The organism is Shewanella sp. SG44-6 (genome assembly GCF_014164185.1).
GTDB classification, from domain to species: domain Bacteria; phylum Pseudomonadota; class Gammaproteobacteria; order Enterobacterales; family Shewanellaceae; genus Shewanella; species Shewanella vesiculosa.
Genome location: NZ_JACJER010000015.1, coordinates 20,489 through 44,619, shown reverse-complemented (window position 1 = coordinate 44,619; position 24,131 = coordinate 20,489). Strand labels below are relative to the sequence as shown.

Genomic DNA, 24,131 nt, shown 5'->3' with positions numbered 1-24,131 from the left:
TTAATTGAGCGTAAAGTAATGTAAATCTTTCGATTTTCTTTGTAACAAGGCGCATATGAAGCAAGGGGGGCAACAATTAATCGTCACAAAAAAGCCATATCAGTTGATATGGCTTTTATTTAAGTGTTGGTTTCATCGCTAGAGCAAGATCTTCATTAAGCCTGCAATATAACCATTACTTATTAACGGGTTCATTTGTAAACTCTATGTTTTGTTTTTTATTTGCTGGGGCAACACCCATAAAATATTCGTAGCTGTTATCTGATGAGTTCTTTTTGGCATCATCGTCACTTAGCTTAATACTGGTTTGGTCAGAGAATAGAGTGTACTTAGCTTTGGGTTGTTGTACTGAAGGCTGGACTTGTTTAGGCGCCTGCTTAAGGATAACGTTTTTCACCTCAGCCGTGTCCATTTTAGGTTTGTTACTGACTTTTTGAGTAGAAGCAACCTCATTGAATTTGTAGTTAAATACTCCATTACCTTCAATGTTTTCGACACTTGATTTATCTTGATTTTGGTATGAAGCTAAAATGCCATGTTTACCTAAAGGGATCTCGTGAAACAGTTTTTTACCTGTACCCACCTTGGTGCCATTTACATACCAATCAGCTGGAACATTACTGATTAACGTCACCATCGCCGATACTAAACCTAGTTTTTCATTCAGTATAGTGTCGATTTTGTTGTTATATGAAGGTTTAAATTTCATCGCGACTTTATAGTGAAGATCGCCTTTCATATTCATGTTGGCATCAAGCACTTCATATGACAATAAAACACTTTTATCGTTTAAAAATGGTGATTCATTGCGAGTATTAGATAAAATGCTGCTTTTAGACTCTTTCAAACAATCTGCGATAGTTTGGTATTTTGAACATTCAGTAGAGCCATTGATATTGACTGGCAAAGTACTCGTTGATTTTGACAAGTCTGCGATTAAACGATTCGTGATATCGGTTTTAAGTTTAAATAATTGCTGACTTTTAGTTGTGCGTTTATTATTTATTACTTCATATTCAGACAGTATTTCGACTTTTTCAGTTTCCAGAAGTTTACTGTCTTGCTCTGCTTTAAGGGTCAGTTCATCGACTAGATTGACAGAGTCTTCAATTTTTTTATAGGTATCTGCAAGCGCTGTTTTGGCTCGAATGACCTTAGGTAATTCTGTAATTAATTCGTTGTATCGATTTTGTTCTGCAACAATCGTTTTTTTTATATTTTCTATGTCGTAGGCTTTTTTATTAAGCTGTGAGAACTTGTCGTTAACTGTGATCAGCAGAGTATCAATATCATATTGATCTTCAATCTTATTGAGGGTCTGCTTTTCTGACGAGGTAATGACTTCGAGTGCCGCAAATGAGTTGCTAGCGTATAAGCACAATAAAGCAAGGCTGATTGAACCGTATCTCACTGATATCTCCATTAAATTTCTCTTCAAGCTAGAACCATCGACACTCTGTAATGCGCTGAGTGTAATCAGCAAAGAGTAAAATAATCCATTAATATTTTATGATACTGAAGTTATTTTGGCTTTACAAACAGATTTAGTGCATTACTTACAATAAATTGACAGTTTTTTGACACATGTTGATATTTCTACAGAGCATTCTCAATAATAACCTTTCACATACGAGCTAATATAATAAAGCAGAGCTTAGGGCTCTGCTTTATTCGATACTTCTATTTCAACACTATCACTCAAGCTTAACAATTGTTAACCATTTGTGTGCAAGTGTTTAGGTTACTTGTTTAAACGCTTGTATTTTAATCGATGAGGTTCAACGACATCGGTTCCTAAGGTATTCTTTAACCAAGTTGAATACTCAGTATAGTTACCTTCATAGAAGTTCACTTTGCCTTCGTCTCGATAATCCAGAATATGAGTTGCAATGCGGTCGAGGAACCAACGGTCATGAGAAATAACCATTGCACACCCAGGAAACTCTAATAAGGCTTCTTCGAGAGCTCGCAATGTTTCGATGTCTAAATCGTTGGTGGGTTCATCGAGTAGCAATACGTTGCCACCAGCTTGCAATAATTTGGCTAAATGTACTCGGTTGCGCTCACCACCCGATAAGGTGCCGATGATTTTTTGCTGGTCGCCACCACGGAAGTTAAAGCGGCCAACATAAGCACGGCTCGATATCTCGGTGTTGTTGATACGCATAATATCGTGACCGCCAGATATCTCTTGCCAGACAGTATTTTTATCATTCATTGAATCGCGGAACTGATCTACTGAGGCGATTTGAACCGACTCACCGACAGATATATCGCCACTGTCCGGTTGTTCATCACCTGAGATCATTTTGAACAAGGTTGATTTACCGGCACCGTTAGCACCAATAATACCGACAATTGCCCCTTTGGGGACAGTGAAGGTTAGGTCGTCAATCAGTACGCGGTCACCATATGACTTGGTTAAATTAGTTACTTCGATCACTTTATCACCAAGGCGTGGCCCTGGCGGAATGAACAACTCATTAGTTTCGTTACGTTTTTGATAATCGTTAGTGTTGAGTTCTTCAAAACGAGCCATACGGGCTTTGCCCTTAGACTGACGACCTTTGGCACCTTGTCTTACCCATTCTAGTTCTTTAGCTATGGTTTTTTGACGAGCGCTTTCGGTAGAAGACTCTTGCTGTAAACGGGCGTCTTTTTGCTCAAGCCAAGATGAGTAGTTGCCCTGCCATGGAATACCTTCACCGCGATCGAGCTCTAAAATCCAGCCTGCAGCATTATCTAAGAAATAGCGGTCATGGGTAATCGCCACGACTGTGCCAGTATATTCTTGTAAAAAATGCTCTAGCCAAGCCACTGACTCAGCATCTAAGTGGTTGGTCGGTTCGTCAAGTAATAGCATTTCAGGCTTTTCAAGTAACAAGCGACAAATTGCGACACGTCGGCGTTCACCACCAGAAAGTACAGCTATTTTTTCATCCCAATCGGGGAGGCGTAACGCATTTGCTGCACGTTCCAGAATATGATCAATATTGTGGGCATCTTGAGATTGGATAATAGCTTCTAGTTGACCTTGCTCTTTAGCGAGGGCATCAAAATCAGCATCGGGCTCAGCATAAGCCGCATAAACCTCATCTAAACGGGTTAGGGCATTTTTAGCTTCACTTAAGGCTTCTTCAACGGCTTCGCGAACCGTTTGTTGCTCATTTAAGCGAGGTTCCTGGGGTAAATAACCAATTTTCAGTCCAGGCATTGGGCGCGCTTCACCTTCGATTTCAGTGTCTATGCCGGCCATAATACGCAGTAATGTCGATTTACCTGAACCGTTTAAGCCGAGCACACCAATTTTGGCGCCAGGAAAGAAGCTTAATGAAATATCTTTTAAAATCTGCTTTTTAGGCGGGACAATTTTACCCACACGAAGCATGCTGTATACAAACTGAGCCATAATAATACTGTCTAATTGTCAATAAAGATGATGATAATTCTACTGTATTATAGGCTGAACTCAACAGGCAATTGTGTGATTTACTCCTGAGTGTTTTTTCGGCCACATAAGATCTAAAATTTGCCAGTCTATTGGCATAAACATGAATCGTTTTGTATTCAGAACACAGTGAATTTCATGTTGTTTATACTGTAAATCATTATCGTTGCAGAGTAGAATACGCCGCAACCCTACTATATAGATAATGATGTTGGAGCTACCATGTTGAAGAAAGCGATGAATATTGCGGATTATGATCCAGAATTATTTAAAGCCATTGAAGATGAAACTTGTCGTCAAGAAGAACACATTGAATTGATTGCATCTGAAAACTATACCAGTCCACGTGTGATGGAAGCGCAAGGTTCTCAGTTAACTAACAAGTATGCTGAAGGTTATCCAGGTAAGCGTTACTATGGTGGGTGCGAATACGTTGATGTGGTTGAAACATTAGCGATTGAACGCGCAAAAGAATTATTTGGTGCCACATATGCCAACGTGCAGCCTCATTCTGGTTCACAAGCTAACAGTGCGGTATTTATGGCGCTATTAAAGCCAGGTGACACTGTATTAGGTATGAACTTAGCCCACGGCGGTCACTTAACTCACGGTTCACCAGTTAACTTTTCCGGCAAGCTTTACAACATCATTCCTTACGGCATCGACGAATCAGGTAAAATTGACTATGACGAAATGGAACGCTTAGCTATTGAGCACAAGCCTAAGATGATGATCGGCGGTTTTTCGGCATTTTCAGGCATAGTCGATTGGGCTAAAATGCGTGAAATTGCTGATAAAGTTGGTGCTTATTTGCTTGTTGATATGGCTCACGTTGCTGGCTTAGTGGCTGCAGATGTTTATCCAACGCCCGTGCCTCATGCACACGTTGTGACCTCAACAACCCATAAAACATTGGCTGGTCCACGTGGCGGTATTATTATTTCTGCTGCTAATGATGAAGACTTATATAAAAAGTTGAACTCAGCGGTATTCCCTGGTGGCCAAGGTGGCCCTTTAATGCATGTTATCGCCGGTAAAGCGGTTGCATTTAAAGAAGCATTAGAGCCAGAGTTTAAAGTATATCAACAGCAAGTTGTTAAAAATGCCAAAGCTATGGTAAGTGTGTTTTTAGATCGTGGTTACAAAATTGTTTCTGGCGGTACAGAAAACCATTTAATGTTGGTTGATTTAATTGGCCGTGATTTAACGGGTAAAGAAGCAGATGCTGCATTGGGCAATGCCAACATTACCGTGAACAAAAACTCAGTACCTGATGATCCACGTTCACCGTTCGTCACCTCTGGTGTTCGTATTGGAACACCAGCAATTACTCGTCGTGGCTTTAAAGAAGCAGAAGCGAAAGAGTTAACCGGCTGGATTTGTGACATTCTTGACGATGCATCTAATGCCGAAGTGGCTGAACGAGTGAAAGGTCAAGTGTTGGCATTATGTGCTCGATTCCCTGTATACGGTTAATCGTCTCTTGATGTCTGTTGAAAAGGTTTAGGTTAACCTTGCTCAACAAATAGGATAAACTTTAATGGCCGCTAATTGTTAGCGGCCATTTTGTTTTTTTCTGCAGGAGGCTCAATGCATTGCCCTTTTTGTAGCGCGACCGATACCAAAGTTATAGATTCTCGATTAGTGGCTGATGGTCACCAAGTTCGTCGCCGCCGGGAATGTACCGAATGCCATGAGCGTTTCACTACCTTTGAGGGTGCAGAATTAGTGATGCCCAGAGTGATTAAACGTGACGGTACTCGGCAACCCTTTGATGAAGAAAAGCTCCGTGGCGGCATGCTGCGTGCCGTTGAAAAACGTCCTGTATCAATCGATGAAATTGAACAAGCATTGACTAAAATCAAATCAACGCTGCGCGCAACGGGCGAACGCGAAGTTAATTCTGAAATGATTGGTAATCTTATGATGGAACAGTTGATGAACCTTGATAAAGTGGCTTATATCCGCTTTGCATCAGTTTATCGAGCATTTGAAGATGTATCACAATTTGGTGAGGCCATTGCCAAATTACAAAAGTAATGGCGAAAAATATCATCTTTTTATGACGGCATCTGAGCAATAAGAGATTACCTAATATGGCTAACTTTTCTACCTTCGACATTCAAATGATGAGCCGTGCGATAGCACTCGCCGAGAAAGGTCGTTATACCACTCGGCCAAATCCTTGTGTCGGTTGCGTCATTGTCGCCAATGGTCAGATTATCGGTGAAGGTTATCACCAGCGTGCAGGCCAAGGCCACGCCGAAGTCAATGCGCTTAAAATGGTTCGCGATAATGGCTTTTCGGCACAAGATGCTACCGCGTATGTCACTCTTGAGCCGTGTAGCCATTACGGCCGCACACCACCTTGTGCTTTAGGCTTAATTAATGCCAAGGTCGCTCGAGTTGTTATTGCTGTTACCGATGCCAATCCACAGGTTGCTGGCCGCGGTATCAGCATGTTACGTGATGCAGGTATTCAAGTTGATATCGGATTACTGACAGAGCAAGCTTATGCGCTAAATTTGGGCTTCATGAAGCGGATGAAAACTGGCTTGCCTTGGGTGACAGTGAAAATAGCCGCCAGTTTAGACGGTAAAACAGCCCTGTCGAATGGAGTGTCAAAGTGGATTACCGGTGACGCTGCCAGGGCAGATGTGCAAAAGTACCGAGCTAGGCATTGCGCATTAATCACTGGGGTTGAAACTATTCTTGTTGATGACCCTAGCTTAAATGTCCGTTATGAAGCGCTCGGTGAATTAACCACTTATCATACGCAAGAAGACATATTCCAGCCTTTAAGGGTGGTGCTTGATAGCCAAGCTAGATTAACGTCAGCCCAGCAGTTATTTTCGATTAAAAGTCCTATTTTACTGGTTTCAGGCTGTGCATATTCTGACAAGGTCAAAATTGACTTTCCACAGCACGTTGATTTTCTGCAATTAGAGTGTGACTCGTCAGGTAGAATCCCTTTGTTAGCTTTGCTAACGTATTTAGGTCAGCATAGCAATAGCGTATTAGTTGAAGCTGGGGCAACGTTAGCCGGCGCATTTGTTGCTCAAGGTCTCGCTGATGAAGTAGTGCTTTATCAGGCTGCTAAACTTTTAGGCAGCCATGGACGTAATATGTTGCAGCTACCCGATTACAGTGCGATGGATCAAACACCGTCGTTGCAATTAATCGATGAGCGTAGCATTGGACAAGATAAGCGATATATCCTTAGATATAATCAATCGTATTAATGTGCGAGTGCTTAGGCGAAAACCCGAGCAAGAGCAAAGTTTATAAGCAAAAAGTGAGTCATTATGTTTACTGGGATAATCGAAGCCCTTGGCACATTACGTAAAATTGATCGAAAAGGTGACGATATTCGCTTAACGGTTGCTAGCGGTAAGCTAGATTTAACCGATGTAAAGCTAGGTGACAGCATTGCGACTAATGGTGTGTGTTTAACGGTTGTTGAACGTTTAGGTGATGGTTATGTTGCTGATATATCAGCTGAAACTGTCGCGTTAACCGGTTTTAGTCATTATCAAGTCGGCCAAAAGGTTAATCTTGAAAAAGCGGTTACGCCAACCACAAGGTTGGGTGGGCACATGGTCAGCGGCCACGTGGATGGCATCGCAAAAGTAGAGCAATGTGCTTATCGAGGTAAAGCGCTTGAGTTTTGGCTATCAACACCAGCGCAATTAAGTCGTTACATCGCTCACAAAGGTTCGATTACCATTGACGGTGTTAGTTTAACCGTCAATGAAGTTGATGGTCATCGCTTCAGATTAACCATAGTGCCTCATACTGCGGGCGAAACTACGCTGGTGCATTTGAAAGTCGGTGATAGCGTTAACATTGAAGTGGATTTAATTGCCCGTTATTTAGAACGATTAATGCAACCAGAAGCTCACCATGCACAGCCTTCATCGGGCGTGACCATGGAATTACTCGCTAAATCAGGTTTTTTGCGTTAGTTGTTGCCGTAAAATATCATTCGTACCCAGTACCCGAAGTATAAAAACACACGGTATAAACAGATTTAATGCCTAAGGTTTAAATCGAATACTTAATCAATAAAGGTCTGACAATGGCGCTACATAGCATAGAAGAAATCATTGAAGATATTCGTCAAGGCAAGATGGTTATCTTGATGGATGATGAAGACAGAGAGAATGAAGGCGATTTGATTATGGCCGCTGATAAAGTGACGCCAGCTGCAATCAACTTCATGGCCACTTATGGCCGCGGATTAATTTGCCAAACCATGACCAAAGAGCGTTGTCAGCAGCTTAACTTACCTTTAATGGTGACCAACAATAACGCCCAGTTTTCAACTAATTTTACGGTTTCAATTGAAGCAGCAACTGGGGTGACCACAGGTATTTCAGCCCATGATCGTGCTGTAACAGTTCAAGCTGCCGTTGCTAAAGATGCTAAAGCCTCTGATTTGGTTCAGCCTGGACATATTTTTCCATTGATGGCGCAAGAAGGCGGGGTATTAACTCGTGCTGGCCATACCGAAGCCGGTTGCGATTTAGCGCGCTTAGCAGGATGCGAACCGTCAGGCGTGATAGTTGAAATATTAAACGAAGATGGCACTATGGCTCGCTGTCCGGATTTAGAAATATTCAGTGAAAAACATGGCATTAAAATAGGCACTATTGCCGACTTGATTGAGTACCGTAATACCAACGAAACCACAGTTGTTCGCGAAGCTCAGTGTAAATTACCTACTCGTTTTGGTGAGTTTACTATGGTGACCTTTAGAGACACTATTGATAATCAATTACATTACGCCTTGATTAAAGATGAAGTAAAATCAAATTGTTTGGTGCGTGTTCATTTACAAAACACCTTCAATGATTTATTGCATTCTGAACGTGATCAAAAGCGCAGTTGGCCATTAGAAAAAGCCATGGCAAGGATTGCTTTAGAAGGTGGTGTTTTAGTGTTGCTGGGTAATGATGAACATACAAGTAACTTATTGGCCAAAGTCAAAGCGTTCGAAGCTGAAGACAATGGTCAATCTCCAGCGCCAGCAATGTGGCAAGGAACATCTCGTCGTGTTGGCGTAGGCTCGCAAATTCTGTCGAGTTTAGGTGTTACGACTATGCGCTTATTAAGCTCACCAAAACGTTACCATTCACTGTCGGGTTTCGGTTTAGAAGTGACTGATTATATAGCTGAATAATTTTAGCTCGTGGTAAATTTAACAATTTCATTAATTGCATAGCGCTCAGGGCTTTTGGCTGTGATATTATAACGCCTCTTTTTGCCCCGAGCCGGGTGCTTTAGCTAATTTAGGTAAGATAGAATGAACGTAGTTCAAGGTAATATCGAAGCGAAAAATGCCAAAGTGGCGATCGTGATCTCGCGATTCAATAGCTTTTTAGTTGAAAGTCTGCTTGATGGTGCAATAGACACATTAAAGCGTTTTGGCCAGGTTAGTGACGACAACATTACTGTTGTTCGCGTCCCTGGTGCAGTTGAATTACCCCTTGCCGCAAAGCGTGTTGCAGCAAGTGGCAAGTTTGACGGTATCATTGCATTAGGTGCTGTCATTCGTGGCGGAACACCTCATTTTGAATTTGTTGCTGGTGAATGTAATAAAGGTCTTGCACAAGTTGCATTAGAGTATGATCTTCCTGTTTCATTTGGTGTATTAACCACAGATACCATTGAGCAAGCTATTGAGCGCTCAGGTACTAAAGCAGGCAATAAAGGTGGCGAAGCAGCCCTTAGTTTGCTTGAAATGGTTAATGTACTGCAACAACTAGAACAACAGCTGTAATAGTAGGAAAAGTATGAAACCTTCAGAGCGCCGTAAGGCCCGCCGTTTAGCCGTTCAAGCCATTTATTCATGGCAGTTAAGTAAAAACAAAGTTGCTGACGTAGAACATGAGTTTTTAACTGAACAGAACACTGACGGTGTTGATGTCGCTTATTTTCGTGAGTTGTTAACTGGTGTAGCATCAAAAACATCGCAAATTGATGAGCTATTAAAGCCGCATCTTGATCGTAATTTTGAAGAAGTGTCACCAGTAGAAAAAGCCATTGTGCGTCTGGCAACTTACGAGTTGACCTTCCGTAAAGATGTGCCGTTTAAAGTGGCGATTAACGAAGGTATCGAGTTAGCGAAAGCGTTTGGTGCTGAAGATAGTCACAAATTTGTTAACGGCTTGCTTGATAAGTTAGTGAAGCATAAGTAACACCAGAACGGTATCTTCGGATACCGTTTTCATTTGTTGTTAATGGTTTCAAAATTAAGGTGGACGGTTTTCCGTACCAGACTGAATGTGAAAGAATTCCAACTCATTGAACATTACTTCCGCAATAAAGGCCAAAAAAGGCGCGATGTTGAATTAAGCATCGGCGATGACTGTGCGTTAGTGAATCCTGCAGACAATAAATCCATTGCGATTTCTTGTGATACTCTCGTTGAGGGGGTTCATTTTTTAGCCGACATCCCCGCCCATGCTTTAGGGTACAAATCGTTAGCGGTTAATCTTTCTGATCTTGCTGCTATGGGGGCGGAACCTGCTTGGTTTACCTTAGCTCTCACACTACCTAGCGTTGATCAACCCTGGTTAGCCAGCTTTAGTGAAGGCTTATTTGAGATTGCCGAATACTACGGTATAGCCTTAATCGGCGGCGATACGACTCGGGGACCGCGCAGCATCAGTATCACCATTAATGGCCAAGTGATAAAAGGCACTGCCTTGACTCGTGCTGGAGCCAAAAATGGCGATTGGATATACGTCACTGGTACTTTAGGTGATTCAGCCTTGGGTCTTGATATTCTCAGAGGTGCCCAAAGTGTCAATACTGAAGATAAAGAATACCTGATTAATCGACATTATTACCCCACACCTCGAGTCTTGGCAGGTCAAGCACTAAGAACGCTTGCAACAAGTGCTATTGATTTATCTGATGGCTTAATATCCGATATTGGTCATGTGTTAACGGCATCGAAAGTGGGAGCGACAATCGATGTAAATAAAATTCCGTTATCAAAATCAATCAAAGCCAACCTCAGCCGTGAAGATGCTTTAAGTTATGCATTAACTGGCGGGGAAGATTATGAGCTGTTATTTACTGTACCTGAGTCACAGCGCGGTGCAATTAATACTGCTTTGATCCATGCTGGGGTGAAATTCGTTAAAATTGGTCAAATCTGTGCTGGTGATAAATTAAAATTAGTCGATGATGGCCAGGAATTTAACCTCATTTCACGTGGCTTTGTACATTTCTAATGTGAATATTATGAGACTATTAACCCAAGATAAATTTGTTAAAAAGCTGTCATTAGTCCATCCAATACACTTTTTGGCACTAGGCTTTGGCAGTGGTAAAGCAGCAAAAGCGCCGGGTACCTTTGGTACTTTAGCTGCGATACCTTTAGTGCTTTTGATGCAACAATTAAGCTTAACCCATTACCTGATCATTACCTGTATTAGCATGCTTGCTGGATTCTATATTTGTGGAAAAGCTGCTAAGGACATGGGGGTGCACGATCATGGTGCTATTGTATGGGATGAAGTTGTTGGATTGATGATCACCATGATTGCAGCCCCTTTAGGTTTTATGTGGTTAGCACTTGGTTTTGTATTATTTCGCTTTTTCGACATTGTTAAACCATGGCCTATCCGATGGCTCGATGCCAAAGTGCATGGTGGTTTTGGGATAATGATTGATGACGTATTAGCGGGTGTATTTTCGTTAATCGGGGTGCAACTTGCGGTTTATTATTTATAAGTAACCTGAATTTTGGATAACAAACGACTATCAAAAAGTCCTTTGTTTTCCTCACTGAGTTGATAGGTTTGTTATCGATGCATTCAGTAGCAAGATGCTGAATCTTGTTAAAATAATAAGTTTAGCGCGCGAGGTGGCAAAATAAGTTCACTTTTATTACCTCCTCATCTTTATCTCGATTTCAGGTTAAGCACTTTATATATAAAGATTTATAAAACAAAAAAGAGCCCATTTGTGCTCTTTTTTGCTAACGGCATTTAATAAAATCAGTCGAAGTGAATTTATTAAGATGATGTTCCGGTAAGTAGATTAGTGCGCAATTGCTCTAACTCAGTATTGATATTAGTCAAACGTTGCTTATAATCTGTTTCATAAACTGTGCAGTTAAATAGTTTACCAATCGGGTTGTAGCGTGACATCCATAATTGCTTTATATAATTGTCAAGAGAGCAGTAATCAGGCTTTATGACCGTGTGAGCAGAGCTCGTTGAAACCGGTTCCTTTACTAAGCTTACAATATACTCAGCCATAAGGTTGTCACTGTCTGTGGGCTTGTACAAAGCATCTGCTAGCCATTTTTCATAAAAGGCGACTTCATCAGAATGCACTTCAATTAGCATTTGTTCTCTGACATTATGAGCAAACTGCCATTCACCGGAAAATACTCTCTCAAAATCGTTGCTAGTTAATTCGAATGGCGTTTGCCAAGTTGTGACTTTATTTACAAATGCGCTATCGAGTGTCTTAGCTACAGTGCTGGCAAAGTTAAGTTGAGATTTGATGACGCTAACGGCAATCATATGGTTGACTATAGAGCGAGATGAGTGATAAACCATATTCCAGAATTGAGCATCTGTAGTTAAAAATGTTAACAAGGCCTCATTGGCATTAAGTTTAGGGGCCCCATCAAAGTTGATTAAAACGCTAAGTTCACTGATTGCTCGTAAGTTAAGTAGTGGTAACCATTTAAATAGACTCTCAGGTGTTAAATACTGAATATCTTCTTGCCAATAAGGCATTTCAATCAGCTTGTTATAATGGGTGATATTGGCTTTATGTGCCTTAATTGTTTGTAAAATACTATCGTTATTTTTTTCAATAAATTCATTACAGCTTGCTACATCTGTTTGATAACACGATTTTTTGTAATCGCTTAATAGTTGATTTTCTTCATCATTGAAACTTAATGTCGTGGCCATTTCTTTAGCCGTTACATCCTCAATAGTGCCGCTAAAAGCTTGCAAATATACAAAACCATTTTGGGCAGGGTCAATCGATTGTTGTTTTAACCAAGTTTCAACTAAAAGCGTGTTAGGTGACTTTGTTCTGTCTGTAGCGTTAATGGCCACTAAACAGACAACAATAAATACTAATAAGCTGCAAATTAGTCCGACAACAACACCCAAGCCCTTTATTACTTTGATCATTATGATTTATCCGTAAATCCATGTTAACTTTACGTTAACATATTGATTTACTTTTTATAAGTGCGTAACGATTATTGCAATAGTTCACGGGCGTTAGCTAAGGTGTTTTCGGTTATGACATCGCCACCCAATAAGCGTGCAAGTTCATTCACCCGTTGCTCTTTATCCAAGGCCTGCATGGTCGTTTCTGTGTTGCCACCTTTATTAAATTTATTCACAAACATGTGCTGATGACCATTACCCGCAACTTGCGGCAAATGGGTGACGCATAACACTTGGGTTGACTCGCCAAGACTGCGTAACATGCGTCCGACGACAGAGGCTGTTGGACCTGAAATACCCACATCAACTTCATCAAATATTAATGTTGGAGTGGCAACTTTTTTCGCCGTGATCACTTGAATCCCCAATCCAATGCGCGATAGCTCACCGCCAGAGGCGACTTTTGAGATCGGTTGCAATGGTTGTCCTGGGTTAGTGGTCACCATAAACTCAATGTTATCGCAGCCATTAACTGAAATGTTGTGCGGATTATGATTAATCTGAATGGTAAACTTACCCTTAGGCATGTTGAGTTCATGAATAGATTGAGTGACTAACTTATCTAATTCCTTGGCATAACGGCTGCGGCTTTGGCTGAGTTTTTGTGCATTGGTTAGATAAGCATTTCTGGTGTCTGCAAGTTGTTGTCTTATTTCATCTAATTTAGTTTCATCGTCAGCAAGTTCGGCTAATTCACTCATAAGCGCTTGATGATGTAGCGCTAGCTTGTCAGCACTCACATGATGCTTGCGCGCCAATTGCATTGCCATTGATAGGCGTTTTTCTAAATAGGCGAAATGTTCAGGATCAAGCTCTAAACTACTTAAATAACTCTCAATTTCGCTAGCGCTTTCTTGTACTTGAATTAATGCATCATTGATCATCGTGCTAATCGGGCTAAGTGATTCATCGTAGCCTTGAAGCGTATCTGCAATAGTGGCCACTTTATTGAGTAGTGATTCGATATTAGCATCATCATTTTCGGTCAATAAATGCAAGCCCGCTTGGCAACGTTCAATTAGATCTGTGCCATTGGCTAAGCGTTTGTGTTCTTGTTCTATTTCATCAAACTCATCTAAGCCTAAGTTGAATTCATTAAGCTCTTCAACTTGATATTGGAGTAACTGTTGACGAGAAATACGCTCATGCTGAGCTTGCTCAAGATCCTTCAGCTCGTTTTCAACTTGCTTGCAGCGTTGGTAGCTGGCACTGACACTATCGAGTAGTAGTCTGTGATTTGCATAGTTGTCGAGTAGGTTTAATTGATGTTCGCTTTTGAGCATAGCGTGATGAGCATGTTGGCCGTGAATACCAATCAATAACTGGCCGATGGCTTTTAATTGTGTCACAGGAACTGGATTACCATTAATGTAGGCTCTTGAGCGGCCATCACTGCTAATGGTTCGACGCAATATGCATTCATCTTCAGCATCGAGATCGCTATCTTCAAGCCAACGTTTAGCTAAAGGCACATCGACAAGGGTAAACCTTGCACTCACTTCGGTTTTACTGGCGCCAGGTCTGACAGTATTGGCATCACTACGATTACCAAGACATAACCCAAGTGCATCGATTGCAATCGATTTACCTGCACCAGTTTCGCCGGTGATGCTTGTCATACCGGCTTTAAAATCGAGTTCTAAAAAACGCACGATAGCAAAATTATTGATGCTGAGTTGGCAAAGCATAATGAATTCCTGTCAATAAACGACCAAACCACTGTATTGATAAACAGTATATACTGATTTTATATACAGTAAAGTGGTTGAGGTAAAATTATTAGTGACTATTTTATCGTCGAGAGTCGGTTGAACATTAAGCAATGGATTTTAAAAGTGTTTCTATTATAGGCAAACTGATAAAGGTGATTAATGTGCCATATAAAATCCCTTGAGCACTTCCATTGGCATTAATTTGGTATCGTTCAGCCAATAGATATACGCTTGCTGCCGTTGGTAAGGCTGCTAAAAGTACTCCCATAATCAGTAGTTGATGCTCTACGCCAAAGAATTTGAGTAATCCAAAGGCAATTAAGGGCTGAACAAATAACTTGAGTAAGTTAATGAAACTGAGTTCTATTATAAGTCCGAGACTGAACATTTTTGCGAACGATTGATGTCGTAACGCTTTAGCAAGTACCATTCCGATGGCAAATAGTGCACAAGGGCTTGAGGTATTGCCTATTTGATGCAGTACTAATGCCAGACTCTCTGGTAAGGTAATATGCAATGCCGATAGGCTGATACCAATGACGCTGCCCAGTACAATCGGATTTTTGCATAGTGCATTCGCCATGATGACGATGGCATGATCAGTTGATTTTTTGTCACGGCTGGCCAGTTCAATAGAGACCAAGGCAAAGGCAAACATAAACACCGACAGTAAGCTGGCAATGGCAGCTGCAACTAAGGCGATTTTGTTACCTGGAAATAATAAGCTCAGTAATGGAATACCAATAAATGCAGTATTGCCAAAGGTGGCATTTAAGGCGCGCATTGCCGCAACGGCTTGCTGCTTAGGTTTGCGCCACAATGACACAGCAATCACCAATGCATAGGTAATGATCATCGCCAAACTAAAGCCACCAATAAAGCCCCATTGAATAATGTCTTCAATTCGTGTTTCAGCTAATACAATCAGTAAAATTGCCGGAAAGGCAATGTAGTAGACAAATTGATTGAGGATCAGATCGGTGTCGGCTGGCAAAAATCTCAATTTTTGTACAATACTGCCAAGCAGCATAATGATAAATACAGCGATTAGCGGGGTAAGAATACTGGACATCCCACGCAATTCCTTAACAAAATGACAATATGGTCACTTTACTGCGTTTTGCTAGGAGGATGCAATTAGGCTAAAGTTAAACGAGTGTTTATTTTTTACTTTTTGGCTCAAACTGACCTGTAATACTTTTGCTGATGACAATATTTCAAGTTCAGTAAAAATGCACTTACCGCCTTCAAACCAAAGAAAGAGTCTATTTGCACCAGATAACTAACGATTAAGGTCCAATTATCGGTTTTTTATCAGGCTGGATAAAAATGAAACTGTGATAAAAAAATTTCATGGCGTGACACTCAATAAAAAGCCTGAATGACATCAGGCTTGGTTGTTTATTGGCAGTATCGGAGTCAGCCCTTATAGACTAATGCCAATATTAGACACACCGGCTTCGATAATCTCTTTACGTAAACCTTTAACCAGTTCGCTGGTGATTTCTGGGTTAGCTTCGATAATGTCGAGTAACATGCCTTGTAGTTCTTTTTCTTCTTCCATTACTGGGTGCGAAAATACAAATTCATCAAGTTCTTCATCCATTAATGATTCATCACTAATTGCTTCAATGTAATTTGCTACAGTGCTTGATGATAACTTACTAATATTAGTAATATCTTCTTCAATTTTCCCGTCTATTGCACCCATTAGCGTTGCAATGGCTACTGCTGCATCCATGGCAGGGTAAGCACCATAGGCTTCAAATTCACTAGGATCTGGAGTATTTTCATCAAGGCGTTGTAAATGCACGTCAATATTGAACTTAAGTTTTTTGTCATACTGGCTTTGCCACAGTAACTCTAAGGCTGTACTGAGCACCTGCGGTTGGCCAAATTCACACACTTCAGAAAATAATTGATAGTTAGGCAACATTCGTTGGCACAATGCTAAAGCAAAAAGCTGCTTCTGAGGTAACGATAACGCTTTTAGGCGTTTGAAAAAACCGGATTTACTGGTCATGGGGTATATCCACTGATAGCTGGTTTATGACTTCATTTGCTGCTGATTCTACCTTAGTTAACTCATCAAGTAACTCTAGTATTTCAGGTTCTAAGTCATCAATGGCAATTTTATGCTTTAATGCTGACTCAATATCCCGGCACAGTTTTTGTGTCGTAGGTACACCGCAATAACATGTTGCGCCATGCAGTTTATGCACCGCTTGCACAAGTACCTCGGCATTTTTTGCAATTAATGCCTCATTAATCGTTGCGGTGGTTTCAGGTAATGAGTTAACTAGCATCTTTAACATGTCTAATGCTAAATCTGTTTTTTGATTGGCCTGGGTTAAACATAAATCCCAATTGAGCACATGAGTATCAAAATGGGTGAATTGCGGTTTAATTATCCATCGACTGATAACGCTTTTTAGTGACAGTTCATCAATAGGTTTGGGAAGGAAACCATCCATACCACTGGCTAATATGTTCTCACGTTCTTCTGCAATAGCATGTGCAGTAACGGCAATAATCGGCGTATTTCGATTGAGAGATCCTGAACGAATTTGTTTGGTTGCGGTAATGCCATCTGTGCCTGGCATTTGAATATCCATAAAGATTAAGTCAAACACTTGTGTGTTTGCTTGTTTTATCGCATCCGCGCCGTTATTGACTGTGACCACATTGTCGACCAACTCTTTGAGTAAGGTATCAATTAGCTTTAGGTTAGCCATATTGTCGTCAACAGCTAATACGGATGCATTTTGGCGCTTGCTAATCTCATGGTTTATTTGTTCTGGTAAAGCCACTAAGGTTGACGGCATTGGAGGATAGATTAAATAATGTGCTAGGGTAAAATCGCTAACCGGAGTGTTGAGCAATACATCTGCATTGACTTTTAGTACATTGATTATCATGTCTTGGTCTAGACAGTCATGCAATAAAATAAGGCAATCAGTGTGCTGTCTGGCTTGTTGTAACAAATGAATAAAGGCTGCGTTGTCTGCAAACCCATGACAGCTAATGATGATGTAATCAAACTTGCTGTTTTTACTTTGCAAAACCGACGTCAGGTTTTCGGGATTGGCAACACTAGTGATAATTAATTGCCATGACACTAAGCGACGGTTAAGTGTGTCACGAGTTAATTCTCGTGGTTCATACAATAATACTGATTTATGTTGCAATACATCCACCGGCAGCACTTCACCAATCTCAAATTGACTGATCCCCAGCGGTAAAATAAACCAAAAGTTTGAGCCTTTATCGGGCGCAGAGGTAAAGCCTATTTGGCCGCCCATTTGGTTAATTAAGCGTTTGGTAATGACTAAACCTAATCCAGTGCCACCAAAGCGGCGAGAAATCGATGAGTCTGCCTGGCCAAATGCCTGAAATAGATACTCTTGCTGACTTTCATCAATGCCAATGCCGGTATCAATAACTTCGCAGCGTAAGGTAATATTATCGTCGTCCTGACCCACTAAGTGGATTTTGAGTATCACACTGCCTTTGTCGGTAAATTTGATGGCGTTACCGACTAAGTTGGTAATAATTTGACTCACTCTCATGGCATCACCACTGACGCTCTCAGGAACATTGGCATCGATATCAATGACTAATTCTAGGCCTTTTTCTTGGGCACTTCCGGCAATAATGGTCAAGGTTTCGGTAAGGGTTTCACGCAATGCAAATGGCATTTTCTCTAATACCATTTTGCCGGCTTCTAGTTTTGAGAAGTCGAGAATGTCATTGATAATCCCTAATAAATTACTGGCACTGCGTTCAATAGTTTTAATGTAGTCGAGCTGGCTGGTATGCAATGGCGTTTTTAACAGCTGTCTTGCAAAACCTATGACACCATTAAGTGGGGTACGAAGCTCATGCGACATGTTAGCTAAAAACTCTGATTTTATCCGGCTTGCTTCAAGCGCTCGTTTCTTAGCTATATCGAGTTCTACGTTCTGAATTTCAATTTGTTCAAGTGTTTCGCGTAAATCTGAGGTTGCTTGATCAATGTTTTGCTGCATTTCATCGTGGTATTCAGACAATGATCCTGCCATTGCATTGATACCCCGTTTAAGCAAGTCGAGCTCGCCAATCAGATTTCCTTCAAGGCGAGTATCGAGTTTACCTTCACGGATTTTGGCAACAACTCGCACCATTTCGGTAATGGGGTAGTTAACGTATTTGACTAAACGGAAAGTGAAAAATAAGTTAAACTGTACGCCAATCAACACGATAATAAATGCGGCTATTGCTGCTCTATGCTGTTCAAGCAGAGCGTTTTCTTTGTTTAATAATACCGAAATATAGCCGAGTATTTTTTCTTGTTGGTTGTTGTAAATCGGCGCAATCATGCCATTGTTTGCCGAGGCATTATCGGTATTAGTGTCATTCTGGCGATTGATGTTGGTAACCGGTTTTAGTTCTAAGCCAGTATGAGATATTATTGGCACTCGAATGACTAAGGTATCGCCAATGGTTTCATGCTCTGTTCCAACCAAGTTAGCCAAAGGTTGCTTATAACGCATGGTTTCAAAATCTTTATGATAGTGCGATGTCACAAAGAGTTGGTTTTTGGCATCAAAAACAGCGATGGAGAGGATTAGGGATGCATTGTTTATCTGTGAAGCGGCGAGTAAAAGTTTAGTTGATTCACGGTCTTGATTAATAATGCCAAATTCACTGGCAATCGCTAACGGTTCGACAATGTTACTGCCTTTTTCAATTAAGGTTTGTTCCAATTCATAAAAGCGGTTTATCGTGAAATAACTTCCAAGTAGAATACCCACGACAATAGTGGGTGCTAACGCAAGTACCAGAACCCAAGAGCGTAGGCTGTATTTGGTCATATTGTTGGCACTTTTCATGTTTGTTAGGTATGTCCCTGTTACTTAATCGCGATTATTGCGTCTAGATTGCCAGAGATGGCGCACTCTTGACTAGTTTTTTATTCAATACCTGAGGCCGAAATGGCACAATTTTTCCAAGCTAAACCGAACAAATCTAAGCAATTATCAACAAAACTAAGCCTCAGTGTGACTCAACTTGACCATTTAGGTGCAGGTATAGCGCAGCATCAAGGCAAAGTGGTGTTTATTCCTGGTGTGTTGCCTGGCGAAACGGCAACAGTGCAATTTGTGGAACAAAAGAAAAGCTACTCTAAAGCTAAGTTAATCGCGATTGAGCTTGCATCTGCTCATCGAGTCAAACCTCATTGTCCGCATTATTATGAATGTGGCGGCTGTGATTTACAGCACATGGACACACAAGCTCAGCGCGAACATAAACAAACGACCTTAGTCGACCTTATGAGTAAATCATCGATTGCTTCAGCGATTGAGACCGATGTTGTCGCAGCTCCTATCGTGGGTGACGGTTGGCATTACCGTCGACGCGCCAGACTGGCAACATTATTTGATCAAAACACTCGCCGGCTGCAGTTGGGGTTTCGCGCAGCCAATAGCAATAAAATTGTTTCTATTCAGCAGTGTCCTGTATTAGCAGAGTCTTTATCGGCACTAATTACGCCATTTGCGGTGAATTTAAATCAACTCAAAGCGCGGTCAAGTTTGGGGCACGTTGAACTCACTCAAGCGGATAACGGTAATTTTGCAGTATTAAGAGTGACGAAAGTGTTACCCGCGTCAGATATTCGTTGGTTAACGGGTTTTGCTGAGAAACATCAAATTAACTTATTATTGCAAGATGATGCCGGTCAATTGACCCAATTATATCCCTTGTTACAAACTGATGATGCGGTGACGTTACCTTATTACCATCTTGCGCAGGAGTCGGTGCGTTGTTCGTTTACCCCGGGTAATTTTGTGCAAGTTAACGGCGCGATTAATCAGAGCATGGTAGATCAAGCTATTGCGTGGTTAGACCCTCAGCCAGGCGAGCGCATTTTAGATTTGTTTTGTGGTGTGGGGAATTTCAGCTTACCTTTGGCATTGAAGGCTGCTGAGGTTGTCGCTGTTGAAGGTGTGCCAGAAATGGTACAACAAGCTAAACAAAATGCTATCGACAATAAACTGGATAACGTCACTTTTTATCATGCAGACTTAAGTGCTGATTTATCGACGCAACCCTGGCTGGGGAAAATTGATAAACTGTTACTTGATCCTGCCAGAGCCGGTGCCTTCGAAAGTTTACAATGGTTACAGAAAATGCAACCTAAAAAAGTGGTCTATGTTTCATGCAATCCGGCAAGTTTAGCTCGCGACAGTAGTGTATTATTAGCTAATGGTTATCGTATTGCTAAAGTCGGATTAGTGGATATGTTTCCACAAACACATCATATTGAAGCCATGGTGTTATTTGAATTAGATAAATAAACAGGCCGTTTTAGCGATATCGGAACTTAGGTATGCTAAAAATTTGTTCAACTAAACGCGATTAAATTGACAAACGTATGTAGAGCTTCAAGATAGGTCGTTTAGTTATTGTTAGCGCCATACAAACACAGTTTTACATGTGGCAATATGGTTGAATGTCTGTCAGTCTGTCAGTCTGTCAGTCGGTCATGCGGCTAAGGAAGGGTTCATGGTATCTGTTCGTGAAGCACATTTTAACACGCAAGCATTCCAATTAGATGAGTGGGTCGCTCGATATCTCGACGACAAAGATGATGCTCAGAAATTATTATTATTGATCCAGCAAGTTGAGGCCTTACCGGTTAAAAACAAGCTGGCTCATACAGAGTTGCTTGCGCGCGCTCGCGAAATGATTGAGATTTTAGCGCCGCTGAATATGGACATCGAAACCCTCCAAGCTGCGGTGTTATTTCTGCTACTCGATGCAGGTGTGCTCAATGAAGAGCAAATTGTAGAGCAATACGGTGAAAATCTTGCAAAACTTGTTGCCAGTGTTGTCACCATGAATGCTATCGGCGCGTTAAAAGTCAGTCAAAACTCCCGTGATGCAGAACCGCAAATCGATAACATCCGCAAAATGCTATTGGCTATGGTTGAAGACGTGCGCGCTGTGGTCATCAAATTGGCTGAGCGTGTATGTTTGCTTCGTGCGGTTAAAAACGCCGATGAAGAAACTCGAGTATTGTTAGCCCGCGAAATTGCCGATATTTATGCACCATTAGCTAATCGTTTAGGTATTGGTCAGCTCAAGTGGGAGCTGGAAGATATATCTTTTCGCTATTTGCATCCAACGGTTTACAAAGACATTGCCAAACAATTAGATGGTAAACGCCTTGATCGTGAAGTGTTTATCGACAAATTTGTGACTCAATTACAACAACGCTTAGACAGTGATGATATTCGCGCCAAAGTGTACGGTCGTCCTAAGCATATCTACAGTATTTGGCGCAAAATGAAGGGCAAAGATCTCAAGTTTGATGAGCTTTTTGACGTTCGTGCCGTACGTATCGTCACTGAAAGATTACAAGATTGCTATGGCGCATTAGGGGTTGTGCATGATCTTTGGCACCATATTCCTCGTGAGTTTGATGATTATGTCGCCAATCCAAAACCGAATGGATATCAATCGATTCATACTGTAGTTGTAGGCCCAGAAGGCAAAACAGTAGAAATTCAAATTCGTACCGAAGCAATGCATCAAGATTCCGAGCTTGGGGTCGCTGCGCATTGGAAATACAAAGAAGGTGCGAGTAACAGTAAGCAAACGGGTTACGAAGAAAAAATTAACTGGTTGCGTAAAATTCTGCAGTGGCAAGAAGATGTCGCCGAAAGCGGTAATTTAGTTGATGAAGTCCGCAGCCAAGTATTTGAAGATCGAGTTTATGTATTTACCCCAAGTGGTGAAGTAGTTGACTTACCTTTAGGTTCAACTGTGCTCGATTTTGCTTACTATATTCACTCGCAGGTGGGGCATAAATGTATCGGCGCTAAGGTTGATGGCCGCATAGTTCCCTTCACTTACCAAGTGGAAACTGGCGAGCGGATTGAGATTATCACTTCAAAAACGCCTAACCCCAAACGTGATTGGCTGAATCTTAATTTAGGCTATATCAAGTCGTCACGTTCACGCTCAAAAATTCAACACTGGTTTAAGCAACAAGATCGCGACAAAAATATTGCTGCGGGTAAGGAGATGCTTGAATCTGAATTGGCCCGCGTTGGCTTAAAAATCAAAGATGCCGCGGTGGCGGTAGAACGTTTTAATTTAAATTCAATGGATGACATGTTGGCAGCCATCGGTGGCGGCGATTTGCGCTTAAACCAAGTGGTTAATTTCACTGACACCAAAATTCGTAAGGTCGCTGACACAGACGAAAATTTACTTGAAGACATCATCAAGAAAGCGTCACATAAACCTAAAAAATCCAGCAAAGGCCAAGTTGAAGTTAATGGTGTGGGTAATTTAATGAGTCATATCGCTCGTTGTTGCCAACCGGTACCTGGTGATGAGATTTTTGGATACATCACTATGGGGCGGGGAATTTCTGTGCACCGCAGCGATTGCGAGCAAGTCAAAGAGTTAATGCGTGCTCATCCTGAACGTAGCGTCGATGTGATTTGGGGCGAGAACTACTCTGGTGGTTATCGTATCCGCGTTAGGGTGCTATCACATGACCGTAGTGGTTTGTTACGTGACTTAACCACAGTGCTGGCAGCTGAAAAGTCTAACGTGATGGCCATGAGTTCATCATCAGACGTGAAAACTCAAACCGCAACGGTAGAAGTTGAACTTGAGTTGTACAACTTAGACGGTTTATCACGGATCCTCGCCAAGTTATCCCAAGTTGATGGCGTGATTGAGTCGCGTAGACTTTAGTTAACAGACGGTAATTCGCAGATAATCAAGACACAGATAATCACATTATCGCGATCAAGGCACCTCTAACGAAGGTGCCTTTTTACTTATTTCAAAGAGGACACTATCGTGGCAGATATTCAATCGTTATTGACCATTATGCAGCAATTGCGCGACCCTAAATCAGGATGTCCGTGGGATCTTGCCCAAGACTTTACAACTATAGTGCCTTTTACCTTAGAAGAAGCTTATGAAGTAGTGGATACTATTGAGCGCAAAGCATGGCAGGAATTACCTGATGAACTGGGTGATTTATTATTTCAGGTGGTGTTTTATTGCCAATTAGGCCAAGAGCAAGGCATGTTTAACTTTGCCACAGTGATTGAGCGTATTAGTGATAAGTTGGTTCGTCGTCATCCCCATGTGTTTGCCCAACCAGAAACCCAAGCACCTGCGGCAATCACCAATACCGATGATTTAAGCCAAGCCTGGGATAGATTAAAAGCCTCAGAACGTCAGCAAAAGCAACTGCATTCCGCTTTAGATGATATTCCTCACGCATTACCGGCACTCAGTCGAGCACGAAAAATACAACATCGAGTGGCAAAAGTGGGGTTCGATTGGGCCGAGCTTGATCCTGTGGTGGCTAAAATACATGAAGAAATCGATGAAGTACTGGTAGAAGTTAATCAACGACATCAAGATCCTGATTTTTACCAACCGAGAATTGTCGATGAAATGGGCGATTTATTGTTTGCAGTGGTCAATCTTGCGCGCCACTTAAAGGTTGATCCCGAGCAAGCATTGCGTCAAGCCAATCATAAATTTGAACGGCGATTCAGAGGGGTTGAACAATGTGTTGCCCTAAGTGGAAAACCAATAGAGCAACACAGCTTAGAGCAATTAGACCACTACTGGAATCGTGTAAAACAACACGAAAACATAAATTAAGCTAAAATTAGCGCGTTTAAGTTTGTCGAAACGAGGTGGCTTTGCTATAATATCGCCCCGTCCTAGTGCTTT

19 protein-coding genes are annotated in these 24,131 nt (G+C 41.5%); 12 read left to right on the top strand and 7 right to left on the bottom strand.

Annotation, left to right across the window (positions count from 1 at the left end):
* Window positions 1-175: 175 nt before the first annotated feature.
* Window positions 176-1,411: a hypothetical protein gene (locus tag H5185_RS04705; RefSeq protein ID WP_182697886.1), complete on the bottom strand. Its 1,236-nt coding sequence runs from the start codon at window positions 1,409-1,411 to the stop codon at window positions 176-178.
* Window positions 1,412-1,741: 330 nt separating this feature from the next.
* Entirely contained in the window at window positions 1,742-3,409 is a 1,668-nt protein-coding gene (ettA, locus tag H5185_RS04700) for an energy-dependent translational throttle protein EttA (RefSeq protein ID WP_124017600.1), read from the bottom strand.
* Window positions 3,410-3,670: 261 nt separating this feature from the next.
* Between ettA and glyA the strand changes: the two genes are divergently transcribed.
* The 9 genes from glyA to H5185_RS04655 all read left to right on the top strand — a co-directional run bounded on the left by glyA (window position 3,671) and on the right by H5185_RS04655 (window position 11,194).
* Entirely contained in the window at window positions 3,671-4,924 is a 1,254-nt protein-coding gene (glyA, locus tag H5185_RS04695; RefSeq protein ID WP_182697887.1) for a serine hydroxymethyltransferase, read from the top strand.
* A 114-nt stretch (window positions 4,925-5,038) separates the two neighbouring features.
* Window positions 5,039-5,488 carry a transcriptional regulator NrdR gene (gene nrdR, locus H5185_RS04690; protein ID WP_124017598.1) on the top strand — a complete coding sequence of 150 codons (450 nt, stop codon included), beginning with the start codon at window positions 5,039-5,041 and terminating at the stop codon, window positions 5,486-5,488.
* 56 nt (window positions 5,489-5,544) lie between these two features.
* Entirely contained in the window at window positions 5,545-6,690 is a 1,146-nt protein-coding gene (gene ribD, locus H5185_RS04685) for a bifunctional diaminohydroxyphosphoribosylaminopyrimidine deaminase/5-amino-6-(5-phosphoribosylamino)uracil reductase RibD (protein ID WP_182722036.1), read from the top strand.
* Window positions 6,691-6,753: 63 nt separating this feature from the next.
* Window positions 6,754-7,413 (top strand): riboflavin synthase, encoded by a 660-nt coding sequence (locus H5185_RS04680; protein ID WP_182697889.1) that lies wholly within the window; start codon window positions 6,754-6,756, stop codon window positions 7,411-7,413.
* 113 nt (window positions 7,414-7,526) lie between these two features.
* Window positions 7,527-8,630, top strand: coding sequence for a bifunctional 3,4-dihydroxy-2-butanone-4-phosphate synthase/GTP cyclohydrolase II (gene ribBA, locus H5185_RS04675; protein WP_182697890.1), 1,104 nt, complete (start codon window positions 7,527-7,529; stop codon window positions 8,628-8,630).
* Between the two features lie 123 nt (window positions 8,631-8,753).
* Window positions 8,754-9,230 (top strand): 6,7-dimethyl-8-ribityllumazine synthase, encoded by a 477-nt coding sequence (gene ribE / locus H5185_RS04670; RefSeq protein ID WP_011636512.1) that lies wholly within the window; start codon window positions 8,754-8,756, stop codon window positions 9,228-9,230.
* A gap of 13 nt (window positions 9,231-9,243) precedes the next feature.
* On the top strand, window positions 9,244-9,648 hold the full coding sequence (nusB, locus tag H5185_RS04665; protein ID WP_101085664.1) for a transcription antitermination factor NusB: 405 nt from the start codon (window positions 9,244-9,246) through the stop codon (window positions 9,646-9,648).
* An 87-nt stretch (window positions 9,649-9,735) separates the two neighbouring features.
* Window positions 9,736-10,692, top strand: coding sequence for a thiamine-phosphate kinase (thiL, locus tag H5185_RS04660; RefSeq protein ID WP_165870152.1), 957 nt, complete (start codon window positions 9,736-9,738; stop codon window positions 10,690-10,692).
* 10 nt (window positions 10,693-10,702) lie between these two features.
* Complete coding sequence (locus H5185_RS04655; protein WP_182697891.1) at window positions 10,703-11,194, top strand: phosphatidylglycerophosphatase A; 492 nt, start codon at window positions 10,703-10,705, stop codon at window positions 11,192-11,194.
* A 284-nt stretch (window positions 11,195-11,478) separates the two neighbouring features.
* Here H5185_RS04655 and H5185_RS04650 read toward each other — a convergent pair whose 3' ends face one another.
* From H5185_RS04650 to barA, 5 genes are all read right to left on the bottom strand, one after another.
* On the bottom strand, window positions 11,479-12,621 hold the full coding sequence (locus H5185_RS04650; RefSeq protein WP_182741479.1) for a hypothetical protein: 1,143 nt from the start codon (window positions 12,619-12,621) through the stop codon (window positions 11,479-11,481).
* A gap of 71 nt (window positions 12,622-12,692) precedes the next feature.
* Window positions 12,693-14,351, bottom strand: coding sequence for a DNA repair protein RecN (gene recN / locus H5185_RS04645; protein WP_182722032.1), 1,659 nt, complete (start codon window positions 14,349-14,351; stop codon window positions 12,693-12,695).
* Window positions 14,352-14,478: 127 nt separating this feature from the next.
* Window positions 14,479-15,447, bottom strand: coding sequence for an AEC family transporter (locus H5185_RS04640; RefSeq protein WP_124017590.1), 969 nt, complete (start codon window positions 15,445-15,447; stop codon window positions 14,479-14,481).
* Window positions 15,448-15,801: 354 nt separating this feature from the next.
* A complete protein-coding gene (locus tag H5185_RS04635) occupies window positions 15,802-16,398 on the bottom strand; it encodes a YjaG family protein (RefSeq protein WP_124017589.1) in 597 nt (198 codons plus the stop codon).
* Window positions 16,388-19,246: a two-component sensor histidine kinase BarA gene (gene barA, locus H5185_RS04630; protein ID WP_182741478.1), complete on the bottom strand. Its 2,859-nt coding sequence runs from the start codon at window positions 19,244-19,246 to the stop codon at window positions 16,388-16,390. Before barA ends, H5185_RS04635 begins: the two co-directional genes overlap by 11 nt.
* Window positions 19,247-19,348: 102 nt before the next feature.
* On the opposite strand from barA, the gene rlmD reads away from it, so the two are divergent.
* The 3 genes from rlmD (at window position 19,349) to mazG (ending at window position 24,059) form a co-directional block, all read left to right on the top strand.
* On the top strand, window positions 19,349-20,713 hold the full coding sequence (gene rlmD / locus H5185_RS04625; protein ID WP_182741477.1) for a 23S rRNA (uracil(1939)-C(5))-methyltransferase RlmD: 1,365 nt from the start codon (window positions 19,349-19,351) through the stop codon (window positions 20,711-20,713).
* Window positions 20,714-20,921: 208 nt separating this feature from the next.
* Window positions 20,922-23,129: a GTP diphosphokinase gene (relA, locus tag H5185_RS04620; protein WP_182697896.1), complete on the top strand. Its 2,208-nt coding sequence runs from the start codon at window positions 20,922-20,924 to the stop codon at window positions 23,127-23,129.
* 108 nt (window positions 23,130-23,237) lie between these two features.
* Entirely contained in the window at window positions 23,238-24,059 is an 822-nt protein-coding gene (mazG, locus tag H5185_RS04615; protein ID WP_182741476.1) for a nucleoside triphosphate pyrophosphohydrolase, read from the top strand.
* Window positions 24,060-24,131 lie beyond the last annotated feature (72 nt).

Bases quoted from the DNA above. Each gene is read 5' to 3' on its own strand.
- ettA (WP_124017600.1), bottom strand. From the start codon at position 3,409: ATGGCTCAGTTTGTATACAGCATGCTTCGTGTGGGTAAAATTGTCCCG.
- barA (WP_182741478.1), bottom strand. From the start codon at position 19,246: ATGAAAAGTGCCAACAATATGACCAAATACAGCCTACGCTCTTGGGTT.
- recN (WP_182722032.1), bottom strand. From the start codon at position 14,351: ATGCTTTGCCAACTCAGCATCAATAATTTTGCTATCGTGCGTTTTTTA.
- ribBA (WP_182697890.1), top strand. From the start codon at position 7,527: ATGGCGCTACATAGCATAGAAGAAATCATTGAAGATATTCGTCAAGGC.
- H5185_RS04635 (WP_124017589.1), bottom strand. From the start codon at position 16,398: ATGACCAGTAAATCCGGTTTTTTCAAACGCCTAAAAGCGTTATCGTTA.
- ribE (WP_011636512.1), top strand. From the start codon at position 8,754: ATGAACGTAGTTCAAGGTAATATCGAAGCGAAAAATGCCAAAGTGGCG.
- H5185_RS04655 (WP_182697891.1), top strand. From the start codon at position 10,703: ATGAGACTATTAACCCAAGATAAATTTGTTAAAAAGCTGTCATTAGTC.
- H5185_RS04680 (WP_182697889.1), top strand. From the start codon at position 6,754: ATGTTTACTGGGATAATCGAAGCCCTTGGCACATTACGTAAAATTGAT.
- nrdR (WP_124017598.1), top strand. From the start codon at position 5,039: ATGCATTGCCCTTTTTGTAGCGCGACCGATACCAAAGTTATAGATTCT.
- H5185_RS04640 (WP_124017590.1), bottom strand. From the start codon at position 15,447: ATGTCCAGTATTCTTACCCCGCTAATCGCTGTATTTATCATTATGCTG.
- nusB (WP_101085664.1), top strand. From the start codon at position 9,244: ATGAAACCTTCAGAGCGCCGTAAGGCCCGCCGTTTAGCCGTTCAAGCC.
- glyA (WP_182697887.1), top strand. From the start codon at position 3,671: ATGTTGAAGAAAGCGATGAATATTGCGGATTATGATCCAGAATTATTT.
- rlmD (WP_182741477.1), top strand. From the start codon at position 19,349: ATGGCACAATTTTTCCAAGCTAAACCGAACAAATCTAAGCAATTATCA.
- ribD (WP_182722036.1), top strand. From the start codon at position 5,545: ATGGCTAACTTTTCTACCTTCGACATTCAAATGATGAGCCGTGCGATA.
- relA (WP_182697896.1), top strand. From the start codon at position 20,922: ATGGTATCTGTTCGTGAAGCACATTTTAACACGCAAGCATTCCAATTA.
- H5185_RS04650 (WP_182741479.1), bottom strand. From the start codon at position 12,621: ATGATCAAAGTAATAAAGGGCTTGGGTGTTGTTGTCGGACTAATTTGC.